Annotated in this window: 19 protein-coding genes and 3 tRNA genes; 8 read left to right on the forward strand and 14 right to left on the reverse strand. The window is 70.5% G+C overall.

The window, feature by feature from the left end:
• Positions 1 to 87: 87 nt before the first annotated feature.
• The 3 genes from SANBI_RS16540 to SANBI_RS16550 all read right to left on the reverse strand — a co-directional run bounded on the left by SANBI_RS16540 (position 88) and on the right by SANBI_RS16550 (position 2518).
• Positions 88 to 663, reverse strand: coding sequence for a TerD family protein (locus SANBI_RS16540; protein ID WP_319157001.1), 576 nt, complete (start codon positions 661 to 663; stop codon positions 88 to 90).
• A gap of 51 nt (positions 664 to 714) precedes the next feature.
• Complete coding sequence (locus SANBI_RS16545) at positions 715 to 1866, reverse strand: DUF475 domain-containing protein (RefSeq protein ID WP_319157003.1); 1152 nt, start codon at positions 1864 to 1866, stop codon at positions 715 to 717.
• Between the two features lie 76 nt (positions 1867 to 1942).
• A complete protein-coding gene (locus tag SANBI_RS16550; protein ID WP_319157005.1) occupies positions 1943 to 2518 on the reverse strand; it encodes a TerD family protein in 576 nt (191 codons plus the stop codon).
• A gap of 186 nt (positions 2519 to 2704) precedes the next feature.
• Here SANBI_RS16550 and SANBI_RS16555 point away from each other — a divergent pair, with 186 nt between their 5' ends.
• Positions 2705 to 2884, forward strand: coding sequence for a hypothetical protein (locus SANBI_RS16555; RefSeq protein ID WP_056127603.1), 180 nt, complete (start codon positions 2705 to 2707; stop codon positions 2882 to 2884).
• Positions 2885 to 2939: 55 nt separating this feature from the next.
• Here SANBI_RS16555 and SANBI_RS16560 read toward each other — a convergent pair whose 3' ends face one another.
• The 3 genes from SANBI_RS16560 to SANBI_RS16570 are packed head-to-tail and all read right to left on the reverse strand — an operon-like array spanning position 2940 to position 5692.
• A complete protein-coding gene (locus SANBI_RS16560; protein ID WP_319157007.1) occupies positions 2940 to 4271 on the reverse strand; it encodes a hypothetical protein in 1332 nt (443 codons plus the stop codon).
• A 16-nt stretch (positions 4272 to 4287) separates the two neighbouring features.
• Positions 4288 to 5271, reverse strand: a complete 984-nt coding sequence (gene galE / locus SANBI_RS16565) for a UDP-glucose 4-epimerase GalE (RefSeq protein ID WP_319157009.1) — start codon at positions 5269 to 5271, stop codon at positions 4288 to 4290.
• A 58-nt stretch (positions 5272 to 5329) separates the two neighbouring features.
• Entirely contained in the window at positions 5330 to 5692 is a 363-nt protein-coding gene (locus tag SANBI_RS16570; RefSeq protein ID WP_408669716.1) for a metallopeptidase family protein, read from the reverse strand.
• Between the two features lie 151 nt (positions 5693 to 5843).
• On the opposite strand from SANBI_RS16570, the gene SANBI_RS16575 reads away from it, so the two are divergent.
• The 5 genes from SANBI_RS16575 (at position 5844) to SANBI_RS16595 (ending at position 7187) form a co-directional block, all read left to right on the forward strand.
• Positions 5844 to 5916: transfer RNA gene (locus tag SANBI_RS16575), tRNA-Glu, on the forward strand.
• 122 nt (positions 5917 to 6038) lie between these two features.
• Positions 6039 to 6112, forward strand: a tRNA-Asp gene (locus SANBI_RS16580).
• 51 nt (positions 6113 to 6163) lie between these two features.
• Positions 6164 to 6239: transfer RNA gene (locus SANBI_RS16585), tRNA-Phe, on the forward strand.
• 214 nt (positions 6240 to 6453) lie between these two features.
• Complete coding sequence (locus SANBI_RS16590; RefSeq protein ID WP_179914475.1) at positions 6454 to 6876, forward strand: phage holin family protein; 423 nt, start codon at positions 6454 to 6456, stop codon at positions 6874 to 6876.
• Positions 6873 to 7187: a DUF3618 domain-containing protein gene (locus SANBI_RS16595; RefSeq protein ID WP_319157015.1), complete on the forward strand. Its 315-nt coding sequence runs from the start codon at positions 6873 to 6875 to the stop codon at positions 7185 to 7187. The genes SANBI_RS16590 and SANBI_RS16595 overlap by 4 nt, the downstream gene beginning before the upstream one ends.
• An 84-nt stretch (positions 7188 to 7271) precedes the next feature.
• Here the strand turns inward: SANBI_RS16595 and SANBI_RS16600 are convergent, their stop codons facing one another.
• Entirely contained in the window at positions 7272 to 7481 is a 210-nt protein-coding gene (locus tag SANBI_RS16600; protein ID WP_056127588.1) for a BldC family transcriptional regulator, read from the reverse strand.
• Positions 7482 to 7815: 334 nt separating this feature from the next.
• Here SANBI_RS16600 and SANBI_RS16605 point away from each other — a divergent pair, with 334 nt between their 5' ends.
• Complete coding sequence (locus SANBI_RS16605) at positions 7816 to 8022, forward strand: DUF3073 domain-containing protein (RefSeq protein WP_056127585.1); 207 nt, start codon at positions 7816 to 7818, stop codon at positions 8020 to 8022.
• A 251-nt stretch (positions 8023 to 8273) separates the two neighbouring features.
• On the opposite strand, the gene purM is transcribed toward SANBI_RS16605, so the two are convergent.
• From purM to gdhA, 7 genes are all read right to left on the reverse strand, one after another.
• The gene (gene purM / locus SANBI_RS16610) at positions 8274 to 9377 is read right to left on the reverse strand and encodes a phosphoribosylformylglycinamidine cyclo-ligase (protein WP_319157020.1); all 1104 of its coding nucleotides are present in this window, start codon (positions 9375 to 9377) and stop codon (positions 8274 to 8276) included.
• A 196-nt stretch (positions 9378 to 9573) separates the two neighbouring features.
• Entirely contained in the window at positions 9574 to 11121 is a 1548-nt protein-coding gene (purF, locus tag SANBI_RS16615; protein ID WP_319157022.1) for an amidophosphoribosyltransferase, read from the reverse strand.
• A gap of 89 nt (positions 11122 to 11210) precedes the next feature.
• The gene (locus SANBI_RS16620; protein WP_319157024.1) at positions 11211 to 11633 is read right to left on the reverse strand and encodes a hypothetical protein; all 423 of its coding nucleotides are present in this window, start codon (positions 11631 to 11633) and stop codon (positions 11211 to 11213) included.
• A 27-nt stretch (positions 11634 to 11660) separates the two neighbouring features.
• The gene (locus SANBI_RS16625) at positions 11661 to 13085 is read right to left on the reverse strand and encodes a VWA domain-containing protein (protein WP_319157026.1); all 1425 of its coding nucleotides are present in this window, start codon (positions 13083 to 13085) and stop codon (positions 11661 to 11663) included.
• 172 nt (positions 13086 to 13257) lie between these two features.
• On the reverse strand, positions 13258 to 13632 hold the full coding sequence (locus SANBI_RS16630; RefSeq protein WP_319157028.1) for a sterol carrier family protein: 375 nt from the start codon (positions 13630 to 13632) through the stop codon (positions 13258 to 13260).
• A gap of 3 nt (positions 13633 to 13635) precedes the next feature.
• Positions 13636 to 15105: an RNB domain-containing ribonuclease gene (locus SANBI_RS16635; RefSeq protein WP_319157030.1), complete on the reverse strand. Its 1470-nt coding sequence runs from the start codon at positions 15103 to 15105 to the stop codon at positions 13636 to 13638.
• Between the two features lie 140 nt (positions 15106 to 15245).
• Entirely contained in the window at positions 15246 to 16583 is a 1338-nt protein-coding gene (gene gdhA / locus SANBI_RS16640; RefSeq protein WP_319157033.1) for an NADP-specific glutamate dehydrogenase, read from the reverse strand.
• A gap of 231 nt (positions 16584 to 16814) precedes the next feature.
• Here gdhA and SANBI_RS16645 point away from each other — a divergent pair, with 231 nt between their 5' ends.
• Positions 16815 to 17354 (forward strand): GNAT family N-acetyltransferase, encoded by a 540-nt coding sequence (locus SANBI_RS16645; RefSeq protein ID WP_056127565.1) that lies wholly within the window; start codon positions 16815 to 16817, stop codon positions 17352 to 17354.
• The last annotated feature ends 95 nt before the right edge of the window (positions 17355 to 17449 follow it).

The following is a 17449-nucleotide window of genomic DNA, read 5'->3' on the forward strand; positions in this document are numbered from 1 at the left end:
CTGGCCACCCGCCTCCGCAGACAGCAGCAGGCCCGGACCCTGGTCTCTCGACCGGGGTCCGGGCCTGCTGCGTCGTGGCTCAGAGGCTCAGAGGTACGGGACCACCGCGGGGAGCAGCTGGTCGAAGGTGCGTCCCGAGGTCGGTGCACCGATCGCGGTCATCGACCAGCCGGCGCCGTCGCGGCTGACCTTGGCCATCACCTGGGCGTTGTGCGTGCCCGAGCCCGTGAGCTCGTAGCGGGCGATCTCCGTGCCGTCGGTCTCGTCGACGAGGCGGCAGAACGCGCTCTCGATCTGGCTGAAGTCCTGCCCCGTGAAGGAGTTCACCGTGAAGACGATCGTCGAGACGTTCGCCGGCACCTGGGTGAGCTCGACGACGATCGACTCGTCGTCTCCGTCGCCCGCACCCGTGCGGTTGTCGCCGGTGTGCACGACCGAGCCGTCCTTGCTGCCGAGCTGGTTGAACCACACGACGTCGACCAGCTGGCCGGAGCCGTCGAAGAGCAGACCCGAGGCGTCGAGGTCGATCTCCTGGTCACGCTTGCCGAAGAAGCCCTTCTTCTTGGCAGCGTCCCAGCCGAGCCCCATGCGGACACGGGTGAGCGTGCCTCCCGAGCTCTTGGTGAGCGAGAGCTTCTGGCCCTTGGACAGGTTCACAGACATGCGGTGGAGTCCCTTCGGTGGTGCGTCGACCAGGCCGGACGGCCCGGCGGGTCAGACTGCGGTGGGGTGATCGTTGCTGGACGTGATGGTTCCCGTGCTCTCCGGGCCGTCGACCCCGTGCCTGCGGCGGTGCCGCAACGAGGACCAGAACGCAGCCCCGATGAACACCACGCCGATGAGCCCTGTGACGACCTCGTTGATGTGCCACTTGATGGACAGCAGCAAGATCGTCGCGAGCGCGCCGATGGCCCAGTGGGCACCGTGCTCGAGGTACACGTACTCGGCGAGCGTGCCCTTGCGGACGAGGAAGATCGTGATCGAGCGGACGAACATCGCGCCGATGAACCCGAGCCCGAGGGCGATGATGATCGGGTCTGCGGTGATCGCGAAGGCGCCGATGACCCCGTCGAAGGAGAACGACGCGTCGAGGACCTCGAGGTACAGGAAGAGGAAGAACCCGGCCTTGCCCGTCGCCTTGGCGAGCGTGGTCGGACCGTTCGGCCGTCCGGTGAGCGGGGCGCTGCCGTCGCCGACGTCCTCGTCGCTCACGTCGTCGTCGAGCATGTCGCTGTCCTCGAAGAGGCTGCCGAGGCCGTTGACCGCCAGATAGGTGATCATGCCCAGGACACCGGAGAGCAGCACGATGTGCGAGTCCTCGGCGAGCAGCTCGGAGGCGAGCACGAGAGCGATCGCGGCGATGACCACCGAGAGGTTGGCCAGCTTGCCGGCCCGCGCGAGCGGGCGCTCGATCCAGGACAGCCACGTGATCTCACGGTCGGAGAGCACGAAGTCGAGGAAGAGCATCAGCAGGAACAGGCCACCGAAGGCGGCGATCTGCGGGTGCGCCTCGGCCAGGATGTAGCCGTAGCTGCCCGGCTCGTGCACGTCGCCCTTCTCCATGGCGAGCCGCACGGCCTCGATCGGGCCGAGGCCCGCGGTGACGCTCACGACGAGCAGCGGGAACACCAGGCGCATGCCGAACACGGCGATGAGCACGCCGACGGTGAGGAAGATCTTCTGCCAGGCCTCGCTCATGCGCTCGAGGACCTTGGCGTTCACCACGGCGTTGTCGAAGCTCAGCGAGACCTCGAGGACCGCGAGGATGAGGCAGAGGAAGAGGGCCTCAGGCCCTCCGTAGAAGAGGGCGGTCACGAGCGCGAGGGCCGTGACGACAAAAGACCACCCGAAGGTGCGGAGGATCATGCTCGTGTCCTGTCTGAGAACTGCTGAGAAAAGGCGGCCCGGGAGAGTCCCGGGCCGCCTTGTGCGAGGTGGTGCGTCAGACGCCGACGCCGAAGTCGCGGGCGATGCCCACGAGACCCTCGGCGTAGCCCTGGCCCACAGCGCGGAACTTCCACTCGGCACCGTTGCGGTACAGCTCCCCGAAGACCATCGCGGTCTCGGTCGAGGCGTCTTCGCTGAGGTCGTAGCGGGCGATCTCGGTGCCGCCGGCCTGGTTGATCACGCGGATGAACGCGTTACGGACCTGGCCGAAGCTCTGCGAGCGCGCTGCGGCGTCGTAGATCGAGACGGGGAAGACGATCTTGTCGACCTCCGGCGGGACGGCCGCGAGGTTGACCGTGATCTGCTCGTCGTCGCCGTCGCCCTCACCGGTGAGGTTGTCACCGGTGTGCTCGACGGAGCCGTCGACGCTCTTGAGGTTGTTGAAGAAGACGAAGTGGCCGTCCGAGAGGACCTTGCCGCTCGCGCCGGCCATGATGGCGCTGGCGTCGAGGTCGAAGTCCGTCCCGGTGGTCGACCGTGCGTCCCAGCCGAGGCCGACGGTGACGGCGGTCAGACCAGGTGCCTCTTTGGTGAGCGAGACGTTTCCGCCCTTGCTAAGACTGACTCCCACGAGTGCTCCAGACGCTCAGGGCGAGGGACTCACCCCCGCCGATCGGTGTGCTGCGTCACCATGAGGCGACGGCCCGACTATATCCCCGCAGACCCCGGATCTCCCGGGGAAGACGGGTGAGACAGATGGGGAGAACTCTCCCGGCCCGCTTTGACCCGGGCCCCACCGGGGGCGCACCCTGGTGGGGTGAACGAGGAAGAGATCCGCCACCGTCAGGCCAACTGGTTCTTGGGCGGTGCGCTGCTGGTGATCTGCACGGGCATCGGCATCGCCATCACGATGGCGCGGGCCGACACCCTGTTCGTCGGCATCGGCTTCGCCGTGGGCGTCGTGCTCTGCTGGGCCGTCAACAAGTTCGTCAAGTAGGTCGAGCGCCCGCGCCGCTGCGCTGCGCGGCGGGTGGCAGACCAGGTGCCAGTCCTCAGACGAGGGCCGCGAGGACCCGCTGCCACGTCGCGCGCGGTGACGCTCCCCGCTCGACGAGCACAGACTCCCCGGCGGGGCTCCCCCACGGCTGTCCCGACCTGTGGACGACGAGCGCCAGGACCAGCCCGTCCGGGACCCTCGACGACCGACCCGGCCCTGTGCCCATCCACGACACGACCCGGGCAGGGGCCGCTGCGAGGTCGACCACCTCGAGGTAGCGGTGCGGGGCGACAGCCTCGCCGCGGCGGGTCGCGACAGGTGGTGGCGTCGCGCGGACGACGGCCCACGGTCCGACCCTGTCGACGATCATCGACGCGCTGCCGTCGAGCGAGGCGTCGACCACGTCGGCCGCGCGCACGTGCAGGCGGACGTCAGGCCTGTGCACAGCCCTGCGGACCAGCTCACCGGTCGGGGTGCTCACCCCACGGTCGTCGACCAGCCCCGCCCGCGCCGGGCCAGGTCTGTGCGCGGGGGCCAGGCGGCGCGAGCCCCGCACGAAGATGTCGAGCTCGTCGGCCCCGAGCCAGGCCTCGGGCGGCACGTACCAGCGGCCGCGGTCGAGCTCGCGCGTCCACGCGGCGCTGACGCCCTCGCTATGGGTGAAGGCGTCGGGCGAGCGCCCTCCGGGGTACGCGGACGCACCGTGCAGGGACGTGCCGTCTGCAGGGACCACCTCGTCCTGCACCCGGAGGGTCGCGAGCGCGGCCTCGACCGCATGGACGAGGGCACGGTGATGGGCGACGGGGACTGTCGCCGAGACCTCGACCACGCCGAGGTGCCCCGAGCGCGAGGCGCCGCCCAGGTCGGTGCAGGCGACCAGGACCGAGGTGCGCACGACCGGGGTCGACATGTCGTGCTCGACCACGTCGAGGCGCACCGCCCGGACGTCCCGGCCGAGGACTGTGCGGACGGTCAGCCCGCTGGCGTCGAGCAGCACGGCTGACGGGTCGTCGGTGAAGGCCGCGGTCACGCGCGACTGCGCGGCCGTGGCCAGTGCGACCTCGGCCGGCGACGGCGTACCACCAGCCCCGGTGGACCCGGGCTCGCCAGGCGTCCCGAGAGACACGAGCGGCTCCTGGAGCCCCGACGGCCCCCCGCCCCACGCGCTCAGCGCACCCGAGACGAGCGGTGCGAGCCTGCGCACGCTCAGCTGTGCGGCGACGTGGCGGCCCGAGGCGTCGGCGAGCGAGGCCACGGGAGCCCTCGCCCCGCTCCCCGAGACGTCGTCGACGACCACCCAGCCGGCGGGCGGCAGCAGGCTGACACCCGCGGACGAGACCCTCGGTCCGCCGGCCGCTGCACCGTCCCAGGTGCCGGTCTCGGTCACAGGGCGTGCCGGTCGGTCACACGTCGATCGGATGCGGTCCGGCCTGCCAGGCCTTCCACGCCGACGAGAGGATCTCTTCGAGGCCGGCCTCGGCGTGCCAGCCCAAGACCTCGTTGATGCGCTCGGGCGAGCCGACCAGCTGGGGCGGGTCGCCCGCGCGGCGTGCCTCGACGATCGGGTCGATGGTCAGCCCGGACACGGCCGCGAGACCGTCGATGACCTCGCGCACGGACGCCCCTGTGCCCGTGCCGACGTTGAACACGTCGAAGGGCTGGGAGTCGTGCGTGAGGTACTGGAGCGCGGCGATGTGCGCCTTCGCGAGGTCGAGGACGTGGATGTAGTCACGGATGCACGTGCCGTCGGGCGTCGGGTAGTCGTCGCCGAAGAGGCGCGGCTGCTCGCCACGCTCGATGCGGTCGAGGACCATCGGCACGAGGTTGAGGACTGCGGGGTCACCCAGGTCGTCCCACCCGGAGCCGGCGACGTTGAAGTAGCGCAGCGCGACGAACTTCAGACCCCAGGCACGCGAGGCCGCGCGCCCCATCCACTCGCCCACGAGCTTCGTCTCGCCGTAGGGGTTGATGGGCTCGGCATGGAGCTTCTCCTCGACGACCGAGACCGAGGGCATGCCGTAGGTCGCCGCAGAGGACGAGAAGACGAGCTTGTGCACGCCGGCCTCCTCCATCGCCGCGAGGACGTTCGTGAGGCCGCCCACGTTCTGCTGGTAGTAGTACGTCGGGCGGGCGACAGACTCGCCGACCTGCTTGCGCGCCGCGAAGTGGATGACCGCGTCGACCTCGTGCTCGCGCAGCGCGGCCACGAGGACCTCCTGCGCGCCGGCCGAGGCGACGTCGAGCTCGATGACCGTGGCGTCACCGACACGGCTGCGGGCTCCGGTGCTCAGGTCGTCGACGACGACGACCTCGTCCCCGCGCTCCTGCAGAAGACGCACCACGTGTGCGCCGATGTACCCAGCCCCGCCAGTCACCAGAATCGTCATACCCGCAGGCTACCGTTCCGGGGCTGCGCGCGGCAGGGACGTCCGGCGCTCTCCCCGGCTAGGCCCAGCCGAGCTCGTGCAGACGCTCGTCGTCGATCCCGAAGTGGTGGGCGATCTCGTGGACCACCGTGACGGTGACCTCCTCGACGACCTCCTCGACCGTGTCGCAGATCGCCAGGGTCGGGTTGCGGAAGATCGTGATGCGGTCCGGCAGCGCCCCGGCGGCCCACCCGAGGTCGCGCTCGGTCAGCGGGACCCCGTCGTAGACCCCGAGCAGGTCGGGCTGGTCGGGCGGGGCGTCGTCCTCGACGAAGATCACCACGTTGTCCATCTGGGCCGTGAGCTCGGGCGGCACCTGGTCGAGGGCGTCCGAGACGGCCTCTTCGAACTCTTCTCGCGACATGTCGACCATGCGGACCATCCTCCCCCACCCACCCGTCGAGAAGCCCAGACAACCGCGGAGATCCGCCTCTCGACCTCGTGTTTTGCATCCGGGCCCGATCTCGATCTATGCTTCGTACGGTCCTAGACGGTTCGTCTGTGGTTCTGCCATCAGCAGCGTCAACGACTAGGCCCCCATCGTCTAGCGGCCTAGGACGCTGCCCTTTCACGGCGGTAGCACGGGTTCGAATCCCGTTGGGGGTACGAGCAGGACAGGGTCACCGAGAGGTGGTCACGAAGGGCTCAGAAGTACTGTAGGATTCTCAACGGTTCGGACAACGAACTGTAGTGAAGCAGCAAGGACCTTGTGTCACAGCGTGATCCAAGGCCCCGTAGCGCAGTTGGTTAGCGCGCCGCCCTGTCACGGCGGAGGTCGCGGGTTCAAGTCCCGTCGGGGTCGCTTTGATGATGGTCGCCCGGTCATAGAGATATGGCCGGGCTTCCGTGTCAAGGCTCTGTAGCTCAGTTGGTAGAGCGTTCGACTGAAAATCGAAAGGTCACCGGATCGACGCCGGTCGGAGCCACCAGTACACCGAGAACGCCGCAGACATCGTCTGCGGCGTTCTTCTGTCGTCCCCCCACCTCCTCGCGCACCAGCGGACAGGGCCTGTTGCCCTGCGGCGCACGTGCTCACGCCGTACGATCGGTGGAGATCAGCCGCGCAGGGCCCCTGGTCACGGGGGCGCAGCAGCGGCGACGCGCGGCAGGCGACGCGCGGACCAACAGGAAGGTGTGACGGCGATGAGCCAGAAAGACTCCGGGCTGCCAGGCAGCTCGAGCGAGCAGACGTCGATCGGGACCCTCGTCGGACGGTTGAGCGAACAGCTCAGCCGACTGGTCCGGGCCGAGATCGCGTCGGCCAAGGCCGAGCTGTCGGCCAAGGCCAAGAGCCTCGGGATCGGGATCGCGCTCGTGGTGGTCGGAGCAGTCCTCGCGCTCTACGCCCTCGGCTTCCTGCTCTACGCGGGTGTCGCCGGGCTGTCGAACGTCGTCCCGGTGTGGCTCGCCGCGCTGATCGTCGGTGTCGTGCTGCTCCTCCTCACGGCCCTCCTCGCGCTCGTCGGGCTCAAGCTGCTCAAGAAGGGCAGCCCGCCGTCCCCCGAGATCACCGTCAAGAGCATCAAGGACGACGTCGCCGCCGTGAAGGAAGGTCTGAAGTCATGAGCGAGCAGCCGAGCACCCCCGACACCTCAAGCATGTCGGCCGCCGAGCTCAGCGCCGAGGTGCTGCGGGCCCGCGCCGAGCTGGCCGCGACTGTCGACGAGCTGTCGACCCGGCTCAGCCCGAAGAACCTCGCCGCCGACGCCGCCACGACGGCAAGGCTGGCCGCGACCGACGCCGGCGCCTTCGTCACCGGGGCCGGCCTGCCTGCGCAGCCGGGGTCCCGCGCCCGCAACGCGAAGATCGCCCTGGGCGTCGCCGCAGGGGTCGTCGCGCTGGTCGCCCTGGCCGTGGTCCGGCGCGCCCGCCGCTGACCCGTCCACGACGCACGAGAGGCCCCGTCCGATGATCGGACGGGGCCTCTCGGCACATCTGGTGTCAGGCGGCTCGCCGGGGCGTCAGGACTCTTCGCCGATGTTGACGCCGGAGTCCGCAAGCAGGCCCTTGACCTCGGCCTCACGGTAGCGGCGGTGACCGCCGAGGGTCCGGATCGACGAGAGCTTTCCGGCCTTGGCCCAACGGGTGACCGTCTTGGGGTCCACACGGAACAGGCTCGCGACCTCAGCCGGCGTGAGGAGGACTTCCTGCTCTCCACGGTTGCTCAACATGATGCACCTCTCTGTGGCGAAGGCTGGTCCCGGGGGGAGGGAACTCATCGATCAGCCCTAGCCGTTTCATCTATTATCACCCTACGGGCGATTCGTGCCAGCCGCCAGCCGGGGTGAAAAAGGAGCGGATGACCGAGTTGCTCAGACTGGGCCCGTCTGCACAGAGGGTGACGGTAGCCACAGATGCCCGTCGTGGCGGCGCCCGCCCGCGCCCTGAGTGGTCCAACCGCCCCGCGAGCATGTACCGTTAACCCACGAACAGACGAAACACACCCCGGGGCCGCACGTCTTCTGACGCCAGCCGCCCCGCTTCTACGTTGAGGGGGTCGGAGCCATGGGCCGCGGCCGTCAGAAGGCAAAGCAGACCAAGGTCGCTCGGGAGCTGAAGTACTACTCTCCCGACACGAACTACAAGGCTCTCGAACAAGAGCTCACTGGTCATGGCGGAACCGATCTCGCTACGGACTCTCGCCACAGCGCGAGCAGGTCCGACGATCTCGAGGACCGTGAACCGTACGCGGACTGGTCCGACGACAGGTGACCTCGGCGTCATCTGTCGCCTCACCCCTCGTCTGAGCAGACGCCGCGTACAGCTCGACGCTCTCTGAGCGTCGTCTCGTCGGTGCCGTCTCTCGTCGTCTCCCGAGCAGCGCAGCCTGGTCCAGCACCGGGGTGCGCTGCTCGTCGTCTGTCCCGGTGCAGAGGCACTCACGCAGAGGCACTCACGCAGAGAGCGCCGCACGACGGTGGTCGTGCGGCGCTCTGAGCTCTTCGAGCGTTGCGACGTCCTGCTCAGGCCCTGTACTCGCCGTGGAGCCTGACCGCTCCCCCGTCGACGCCCTTGGCACCGCGGACGATGCCCTCGCCCGTCGCGCCGTCGTCCTCCGTCACGACGCCGAGCGTCCACGCCGGGACGCCGAGCGCTGAGAGGCGGGCCAGTGCGGCGTCGGCACCGTCGGCCCCGACGACGGCGACCATGCCGACACCGAGGTTGAGCGTGTTCTCGAGGTCGCCCCACGGCACCTGACCGAGGCCGCGCACGACGTCGAAGACCGCCGGGACGGTCCAGCTGGCACGGTCGACCGAGGCGGACAGGCCCTTCGGGAGGACACGCGCCAGGTTCGCAGCGAGGCCACCGCCGGTGACGTGGGAGTACGCGTGCACCTGCGCGCCGGCGTCGCGGGCCAGGGCGAGGCAGTCGCTCGCGTAGACGCGGGTCGGCTCGAGGAGCTCTTCACCGAGGGTGCGGCCGAACTCTTCGACGTGGCGGTCGAGCGTCCAGCCCGCGTGGTTGATGACGGCCCGCACGAGGGAGTAGCCGTTGGAGTGCAGGCCTGACGAGGCCAGCGCGATGACGACGTCACCGGTCTGCACCTTCTCCGGGCCGAGCAGGTCGGCAGCCTCGACGACACCGACGGCTGCGCCGGCGACGTCGTACTCGTGCGGCCCGAGGAGCCCGGGGTGCTCGGCGGTCTCACCGCCGACGAGCGCGGTCCCCGCGACCTCGCAGGCTGCGGCGATGCCGCGCACGATGTCCGCGATCCGCTCGGGGACGACCTTGCCCGTCGCGATGTAGTCGGTCATGACGAGCGGCTCGGCGCCGCAGACGACGATGTCGTCGACGACCATGCCGACGAGGTCGAAGCCGATGGTGTCGTGGATGTCGAGGGCCTGGGCGATCGCGACCTTGGTGCCGACGCCGTCGGTCGAGGAGGCGAGCAGCGGGCGGTCGTAGGCCTTGAGCATCGAGACGTCGAAGAGCCCGGCGAAGCCGCCGACCCCGCCGAGGACCTGCGGGCCGTGCGTGCGGGCCACGGCCGACTTCATCAGCTCGACGGCACGGTCACCTGCCGCCGTGTCGACGCCGGCGGCTGCGTAGGTGATGCCTTCAGACACTTCGATGACTCCTGTGGTTGGCGCGGGTCGCTGCTGACGGTCCCTGCGGTGCTGGGCGGACCTGGTGCTGGTCGAGCAGGCGGCTACGTGGTGCGGGGGTCTGGCGGTGCTGGTACGGGATGGTGCGTCGTGCGTGCGGGTTGCGTGGTCCCACGAGCTGCTGCTTGCGGGAGCCCCGGTCAGGAGTGCTGCAGCGTCAGGGGTGCTGGAGCGCCCCGGCGCCTCCAGCCGACACCGTGAGGTTCGACAGCCCGTCCTCAGGCGCGCCGAGCGGCAGCTCGGCCTGCTCGAGGAGGTTCTTGCCCAGACGCGCGGCGTCGGGGAGCTCGATCGGGTAGGTCCCCGAGAAGCAGGCTGTGCACAGCTGGGACTTCGGCTGCTCGGTCGCGGCGATCATGCCCTCTTCCGAGATGTAGCCGAGGGTGTCCGCCCCGAGGGACTGACCGACCTCGGCCGGGCTCAGGCCGTTCGCGATGAGCTCGGCACGCGAGGCGAAGTCGATGCCGTAGAAGCACGGCCACTTCACGGGCGGGGAGCTGATGCGCACGTGGATCTCGGCTGCCCCGGCCTCGCGGAGCATCCGGATGAGCGCACGCTGGGTGTTGCCGCGGACGATCGAGTCGTCGACGACCACGAGGCGCTTGCCCTTGATGACGTCGCGCAGCGGGTTGAGCTTGAGCCGGATGCCCAGCTGGCGCAGCGTGTCGGAAGGCTGGATGAAGGTGCGCCCGACGTAGGCGTTCTTCATGAGGCCCTGGCCGAAGGGGATGCCGGACTCCTGCGCGTACCCGACCGCGGCCGGGGTGCCAGACTCCGGTACGGGGATGACGAGGTCGGCCTCGACGGGGTGCTCGCGGGCGAGCTCACGGCCCATCTCGACCCGCGCTGCGTGCACGGAGCGTCCCTTGATGCTCGTGTCCGGGCGAGCCAGGTACACGTACTCGAAGACGCAGCCGGCACGCTCGGGCGTGGCGAACTTCTGCGAGCGGAGGCCGTCGGCGTCGATCGCGATGAGCTCGCCGGGCTCGACCTCACGGACGAAGCTCGCCCCGACGATGTCGAGGGCGGGGGTCTCGCTCGCGACGACCCAGCCGCGGTCGAGGCGGCCGAGGACGAGCGGGCGGACACCCTGGGGGTCGCGCGCCGCGTAGAGGGTCTTCTCGTCCATGAACACGAGGCTGAAGGCACCGCGCAGCCGCGGGAGGACCTCCATCGCCGTCTGCTCGAGCGTGTGGTCGGCGTCGCCGGCCAGGAGCGCTGTGACCAGGGCGGTGTCGGTCGTGTTGCCGCGGGCGAGCTCGCCGCGGCGCTGCGCGCCGTAGCGCTCGGCCACGAGGTCGACGAGCTCGGCGCTGTTGACGAGGTTGCCGTTGTGCCCGAGGGCGACAGTTCCGGCGGCCGTCGCACCGAGAGTGGGCTGGGCGTTCTCCCACGTCACGCCGCCGGTGGTCGAGTACCGGCAGTGCCCGACCGCGATGTGACCGGTCAGCGCGTTGAGCGCAGTCTCGTCGAACACCTGGGAGACGAGTCCCATGTCCTTGTAGACCAGGATCTGCTGACCGTTGCTGGTCGCGATGCCGGCCGATTCTTGCCCTCGGTGCTGCAACGAGTACAGACCGAAGTAGGCAAGCTTGGCGACCTCTTCGCCGGGAGCCCAGACACCGAAGACGCCGCAAGCGTCCTGGGGGCCTTTCTCGCCAGGCATGAGGTCGTGGTTCAGAAGTCCATCTCCGCGGGGGGCCACGGCTCTAGTGTCCCACAGAGACGGGGGTCGACACAGGTCGGTCGCCGACGGATGAGACGGCTGGGCGACCGCGCAGGTGACGCAGCACGTCAGGCTCCGGCAGATCCCCTGCGCTGCTTCGCGACCTTCGCAGCCCCGCGGCGGTCGACCCAGACCGCGCAGGCACCGGCGAGCAGGACGGTGACCAGCGTGGTGCCCAGGGTCGTGACGAGGACGTAGATCCACCGGTTCACGAGGTTCTCCGAGGACACCCAGAGACCGAGCGCGACCCCCAGCACGATGCCGAGCAGCGCACCCGTCCAGAAGAAGGCCCGGTAGCGCGGCGCACGTCGGATGGTCGCCGGCTGGGCCGTCGCCGCGATCGCGGCGATCTGCTCGTCGGTGAGCGGTCCCTCGGCCGGGATCGCCACGGGGGCGTCGAGCGGGGCGTCGGCCGGGGGCGCTGCGCCCTGCGGCGTCGCAGAGACCTCGTCGGGGGTGGACGGCTCGGGCTGGGAGGGAGTGGAGCTCACAGTCCCAGGGTACGTCGTCGGCCGTGCTCAGCCACCGACGATCCCGGCCGCGCGGGCTGCGCGCAGCCAGTCGGGGAACTCGCCCAGCAGGCGGGAGTAGAGCTCGGAGTCCGCCACGGCGTCGATGTCGTCGAGCTCGAAGAAGCCGACGTTGTCGACCACCCGGCCCTCGAGCTCGTCGAGCGCCGTGAGCAGCCCGTAGTTGGCCCGGCCGATCCCGACGAACTGCCAGAAGGCCGGCAGGCCCGACGCCTGCCGGACGAGCTCGGTGATGGGACCGCGCTGGGAGAACCCGCCGTCGGTGAAGAAGAGCACGAGGGTCGGCATCGGGTCGCGCTGCCGGAGGGTCGAGAGCACCTCGGACATGATCGGGATCTCGTCGTTGTACCCGCCGATACGGCGGTAGCTGATGCCGCCGTGGGTGCCGTCGAGGTGCAGGAAGGTGTCGGACCACTCGTCGGCCTGCTCGACGGTGACGTCGGGGAGCCTGGCGAAGGAGCTGCCGTAGAGGTAGGCCTCGAGGCTGCCGTCGTCGTCGAGCTGGATGGCTACCGGGATCATGCGCTCGACCACGCGGTGCACCACACGGGTCGAGTACTGCCGACGCATCGAGCCGGTCTTGTCGATGACCATCACGACCCTGGCGCGGGCTGTCGGGGCACCCTTGGTGAGCAAGACCTTGGCCACCTCGCGCTTGCGCAGGTCGAGGCGCTGACGCTTCTCGAAGGAGAGGCGCTGCTCCCCCGGCACGCTGCGGACGCCGTCGGGCGTCGCGGGCGCTGCAGGCGTGGGTGGTGCGGGCGGGGGCGTCGCGGGTGCCGCCGTCACGGGCGGGTGGACCTGGGCGGGTGGCGGTGCGACGGGCTGCGAGGGCGCTGTGGCTGCGGCGGCGCTCGACGTCGCGGGTGCCTGCGGGGCGGCAGCCAGCGGCACCTGCGGGGCGACAGCCTCCGGCACCTCGTCGTCCACGCTCACCCCGTGCTCACGGACGAGGTCGGCCAGCCCGCCGTCCCACCCGGCACTCACGTTGCGCAGCTTCCACGCACCCTGGCGCCTGTAGACCTCGAGCAGCACGACGGCGCGCTCGGTCGTCAGCCCCTCGACCGGGCACTCGAGTGTCTCGGAGCCGGCCCGGACGCTGACACCGAGGCCGACGATCGCGGCGAGCGACCCTGAGGTCCCCTCGTCGAGCGCCACGGCGACGGCGACCGTCGCGACGTCCTGCGGGACACCTGCGAGCGACAGGGTCAGCCGGTCCCCCGCGACCAGACGCAGGGCACCCTCGACCGAGGCAGGCTGGTTGAAGAACACGAGGTCGTGGTCGCCGCGGACCCGCCCGGCGTCGGTCAGCTGGAAGGCCATGAGGTCGACGGTCCCGGTCTGGGCACCCGAGACCGCGATGCTGAGGTCTGTCGAGCCCAGGGTGGTGTTCGCGCCGCGTGCCAGTCTCATGTTCTCCCCGTCCGGTGTGGTGACCAGGCCATGATGCCCTGACCGCCGCTCGAGCCGCACGCTGTGGGACGGAGCACCTGGGAGCCGGGCACGGCAGCGGTGATCCGGGACGGACCTGCTCGCTGCAGACGTTCGTCGCGTCGACGTCCTCGCTACCCCGGGCAGCTGGGGACTACGACCTGTCGCGCACGGCCTGGAGCGGGAGCAGGTGCGAGATGTCGGCGCGGTCGCCGGATGCGCTCACGCGGCCGTCGGTCACGGCGTCGTGCCACGAGACGAGACCGCACGCGAGGCCGAGCCACGTCTCAGGATCGGTCTCGACGACGTTCGGCGGTGTGCCGCGGGTATGGCGCGGCCCTTCGACGCACTGGACGGCGCCCCACGGCGGCACCCGCACCTCGACGGCGTGCCCGGGGGCCACGTCAGCGATCTCCTCGAGGGTGAACCTCACAGCGGTGGTCACCGTCGCTCGTGCTGCGTCACCAGATCGCCACGACACCACGGCGGTGCGGCCCACCGCGGGGTCGGTGCGGCGTCGGACAGCCATGCGTCACCCTTCGTAGGAGAACCTGATCTTGCGGTCCTCGATCGAGACCTCGGTCAGCTCGACCTCGACAGACTCCCCGAGGGGGAGGTCGCGCGAGCCGCTCGTGACAGTACCCCGGACCGCCGGGTCGTCGACGACGACGAGCCCCTTGCGCGGGTCCTTCGCGTCGACGTCGACCACGACCCCGCGGAAGGTCTGTCCCACCGCCCCCGTCAGCAGCGCGGCCTCGACGATGTCGATGCTCGCCCGCTCGAAGGACGAGGCGCGCTGGCCCGAGCGGGACATGGTCTTGGGGAGGTCGACGAAGGCGTCGACGACCCACGACGGCACTGCAGCCGCCCCGCCGCCCGAGGACAGCGCGAGGCAGATCTCGGTCGTGTACCTGTCGACGAGCCGGCGCAGCGGGGCCGTGACGTGACTGTACTCGGCCGCGATCGCGGCGTGCTCGGAGCCTTCGGGGACCGGGCCCTGGAAGGCGAGATAGCCGGCGCCCCGGAACAGCGACGTCGCCTCGTTGAGGAAGGCCGCGTCCTGCGGGATGCGGGAGTCGAGGGTGCCGAGGAGCTCCGCGTAGGGGACCTCGGCGGGCCAGTCGATGCCGATCGCCAGAGCCGTGCGGCGCAGCCTCTCGACGTCGCGCGGGTCGCTCGCCGGGAGGGTGCGCAAGATGCCGATCTCACCCGTGCGCATGAGCGAGGCCGCCGCGATCCCGGTGAGGAGCGAGATCTGGGCGTTCCAGCCTTCCGCGGGCAGGACCGAGCGCAGCTCGATGCTGTAGGAGCCGTCGTCGTGGAGCGTCACGTTCTGCTCGGGCACGTCGATCGACACACCGCCGCGGTCACGCTCGCGAGCCTCACGGAGCGCGCCGACCTCGCGCAGCAGGACGAGTACCTCATCGGCGGTCCCGGCGTCGAGGGCGTCCTGCACCTCGGTGTAGGTCAGCTGTGCGCGGGACCGGACCAGCGCCCGCCGGACGGTGACGTCGAGGATCTCTCCGCGCTCGTCGAGCTCGATCCTCCAGGCCGCGGCTGCCCTGTCGACGCCGGGCAGCAGGCTCGCGGAGTCTTCGGAGAGGACGGGCGGGTGCAGCGGGGTGCGCCCGTCGGGGGCGTAGAAGGTGACGCCCCGCAGCTGGGCCTCGGTGTCGACCGCCCCTCCGGCCTGGACGATGCGGCCGACGTCGGCGATCGCGTAGTCGACCACGTACCCGCCCGCTCCGGAGCGGCTCAGGTGCACGGCCTGGTCGAGGTCCTTGGAGCCTGGCGGGTCGATCGTCACGAAGGGGAGGTCCCGCAGGTCGAGGCGCTCGGCCGCGTAGTCGTCGCGGAGGGCGCTGGCCCGCGCCTCGTCGAGCACCTCGGGCGGGAAGCCCTCGGGGATCGAGAGCTCAGAGCGCAGCCGCGCGAAGGCGACCCGCACCCGCTCGGGGACGGTCGACGCCGGGAGGTCCAGCCGGAGATGACGTGACGGCACCCACCGACTGTACGACGACCTGCAGAAGCTGCACCCGGAGACGGCCTCGGCACGTCACGCACCCGTCTCCGGCAGGCCGCGCGGGCAGCACCGAGGTCAGGCCGCCAGGCCCGGCACCGCGGTGCTGCGTCCGCGACCGCTCAGACCACGCCGAGGGCGATCATCGCGTCGGCGACCTTGGTGAAGCCGGCGATGTTCGCGCCGGCGACGTAGTTGCCCGGACGGTCGTAGGTGTCGGCCGTCGCGGCGCAGCGGTCGTGGATGCCGGTCATGATGGCCTCGAGGCGGTCTTCCGTGTGCTCGAAGGTCCAGGAGTCACGGCTGGCGTTCTGCTGCATCTCGAGGGCCGAGGTCGCCACGCCGCCGGCGTTGGCGGCCTTGCCGGGCGCGAAGAGCACGCCTGCCTCCTGGAAGGCCGCGACCGCGTCAGGGGTCGTGGGCATGTTGGCGCCCTCGGCCACGGCGAGGACACCGTTGGCCAGCAGGGTGCGCGCGGCGTCGCCGTCGAGCTCGTTCTGCGTGGCGCACGGGAGGGCGACGGTCGCCGGGACGTCCCAGATGCTGCCGCCGGTCACGAGCTTCGCGGAGCCGCGGCGCTCGACGTAGAGGTCGACGCGTCCGCGCTCGACCTCCTTGATCTGGCGGAGCAGGTCGAGGTCGACCCCGGCCTCGTCGAGCACGTAGCCGGTCGAGTCCGAGAAGGCGACGACCTTGGCCCCGAGCTGCTGGGCCTTCTGGATCGCGTAGATCGCGACGTTGCCCGAGCCCGAGACGACGACGCGCTGGCCCTCGAGCTCGAGGCCCCTGGTCTTGAGCATCTCGCGGGCGAACATCACGGTGCCGTAGCCCGTGGCCTCGGTGCGCACGAGCGACCCGCCCCAGCTGATGCCCTTGCCGGTGAGGACACCGGACTCGTAGCGGTTGGTGATCCGCTTGTACTGGCCGAAGAGGTAGCCGATCTCGCGACCGCCGACACCGATGTCACCGGCCGGCACGTCGGTGTACTCCCCGATGTGCCTGTACAGCTCGGTCATGAAGGACTGGCAGAACCTCATGACCTCACCGTCGGAACGCCCGCGCGGGTCGAAGTCGGAACCGCCCTTGCCGCCGCCGATCGGCATGCCGGTGAGGGAGTTCTTGAACACCTGCTCGAAGCCGAGGAACTTCACGATGCCCAGGTAGACCGACGGGTGGAAGCGCAGACCGCCCTTGAACGGGCCGAGGGCCGAGTTGAACTCGACGCGGAAGCCGCGGTTGATCTGCACACGGTTCGAGTCGTCGACCCACGGCACCCGGAAGATGATCTGGCGCTCGGGCTCGCAGATCCGCTCGAGCACGGCGGCGTCGGCGTACTGCGGGTTCTTCGCGAGGACCGGGGCGAGAGAGTCGAAGACCTCACGGACCGCCTGGTGGAACTCGACCTCGCCGGGGTTGCGTCGCAGGACCTCGCCGAACACGGGCGCGAGCTGGCCTTCCATCAGGTGGTTCTCCTTCGTCGAGCGCCGCGGACGGCGGATCTGGGACGCGGGTGCCAGTTGGCGTCGCCAGAGTACCCCCGGCGCGGGAGTGCTCAGGGGGGCCTTTCGGCCGGTGGACAGACACCCCGGAGAGGCCCGCTGGAGCACGGACGGACGGCCCTGCCCACGCGCCGGCCACGCATCTGCCGACGCGTCTGCCCACCGCCCGACCCCGCGGGTAAGGTCGGTCGGGTGCCCACGCTGACCTTCCGCCGCGCGACCGAAGACGACGTCGCGGACCTCGTAGACCTCGTCACCTCCGCCTACCGAGGCGACTCGAGCCGACAGGGCTGGACGACCGAGGCCGACCTCCTCGAGGGGCAGCGGATCGACGCCGTGCTGCTGCTCGCCGACCTGCGCGCGCCCGACAGCGTCGTGCTGGCAGCTCACCTCGACGGCTCGGACCACGCTGTCGACGGGTGCGTGCACGTGCGCCGCACCGGTCCGACGACCGGGTACCTCGGGATGTTCTGCGTGCGCCCGAGTGGCCAGGGTCAGGGCCTCGGCAAGGAGATCATCGCGGAGGCGGAGAGGTTCATGGCCGCCGAGTGGGGAGTCACGACGGTCGAGATGACTGTGCTCGACGCGCGTACGGAGCTGCTCGCCTTCTACGAGCGCCGCGGCTACACCCGCACCGGCGAGCACAAGGCCTTCCCCTACGGCGACGAGCGCTTCGGGCTGCCGCAGCGCGACGACCTGCGCATGGAGATCCTCCGCAAGACCGTCGGCTGAGATCCACCGCACGGGCGCGCCCGTGTCGGGACCGGTGCTCCGCGGGCAGACCGACGGCCCTTGGAGCAGGCAGGCAGCCCGTGGGGGCCGGAGCC

The organism is Sanguibacter biliveldensis (genome assembly GCF_033798665.1).
GTDB classification, from domain to species: Bacteria; Actinomycetota; Actinomycetes; order Actinomycetales; family Cellulomonadaceae; genus Sanguibacter; species Sanguibacter inulinus.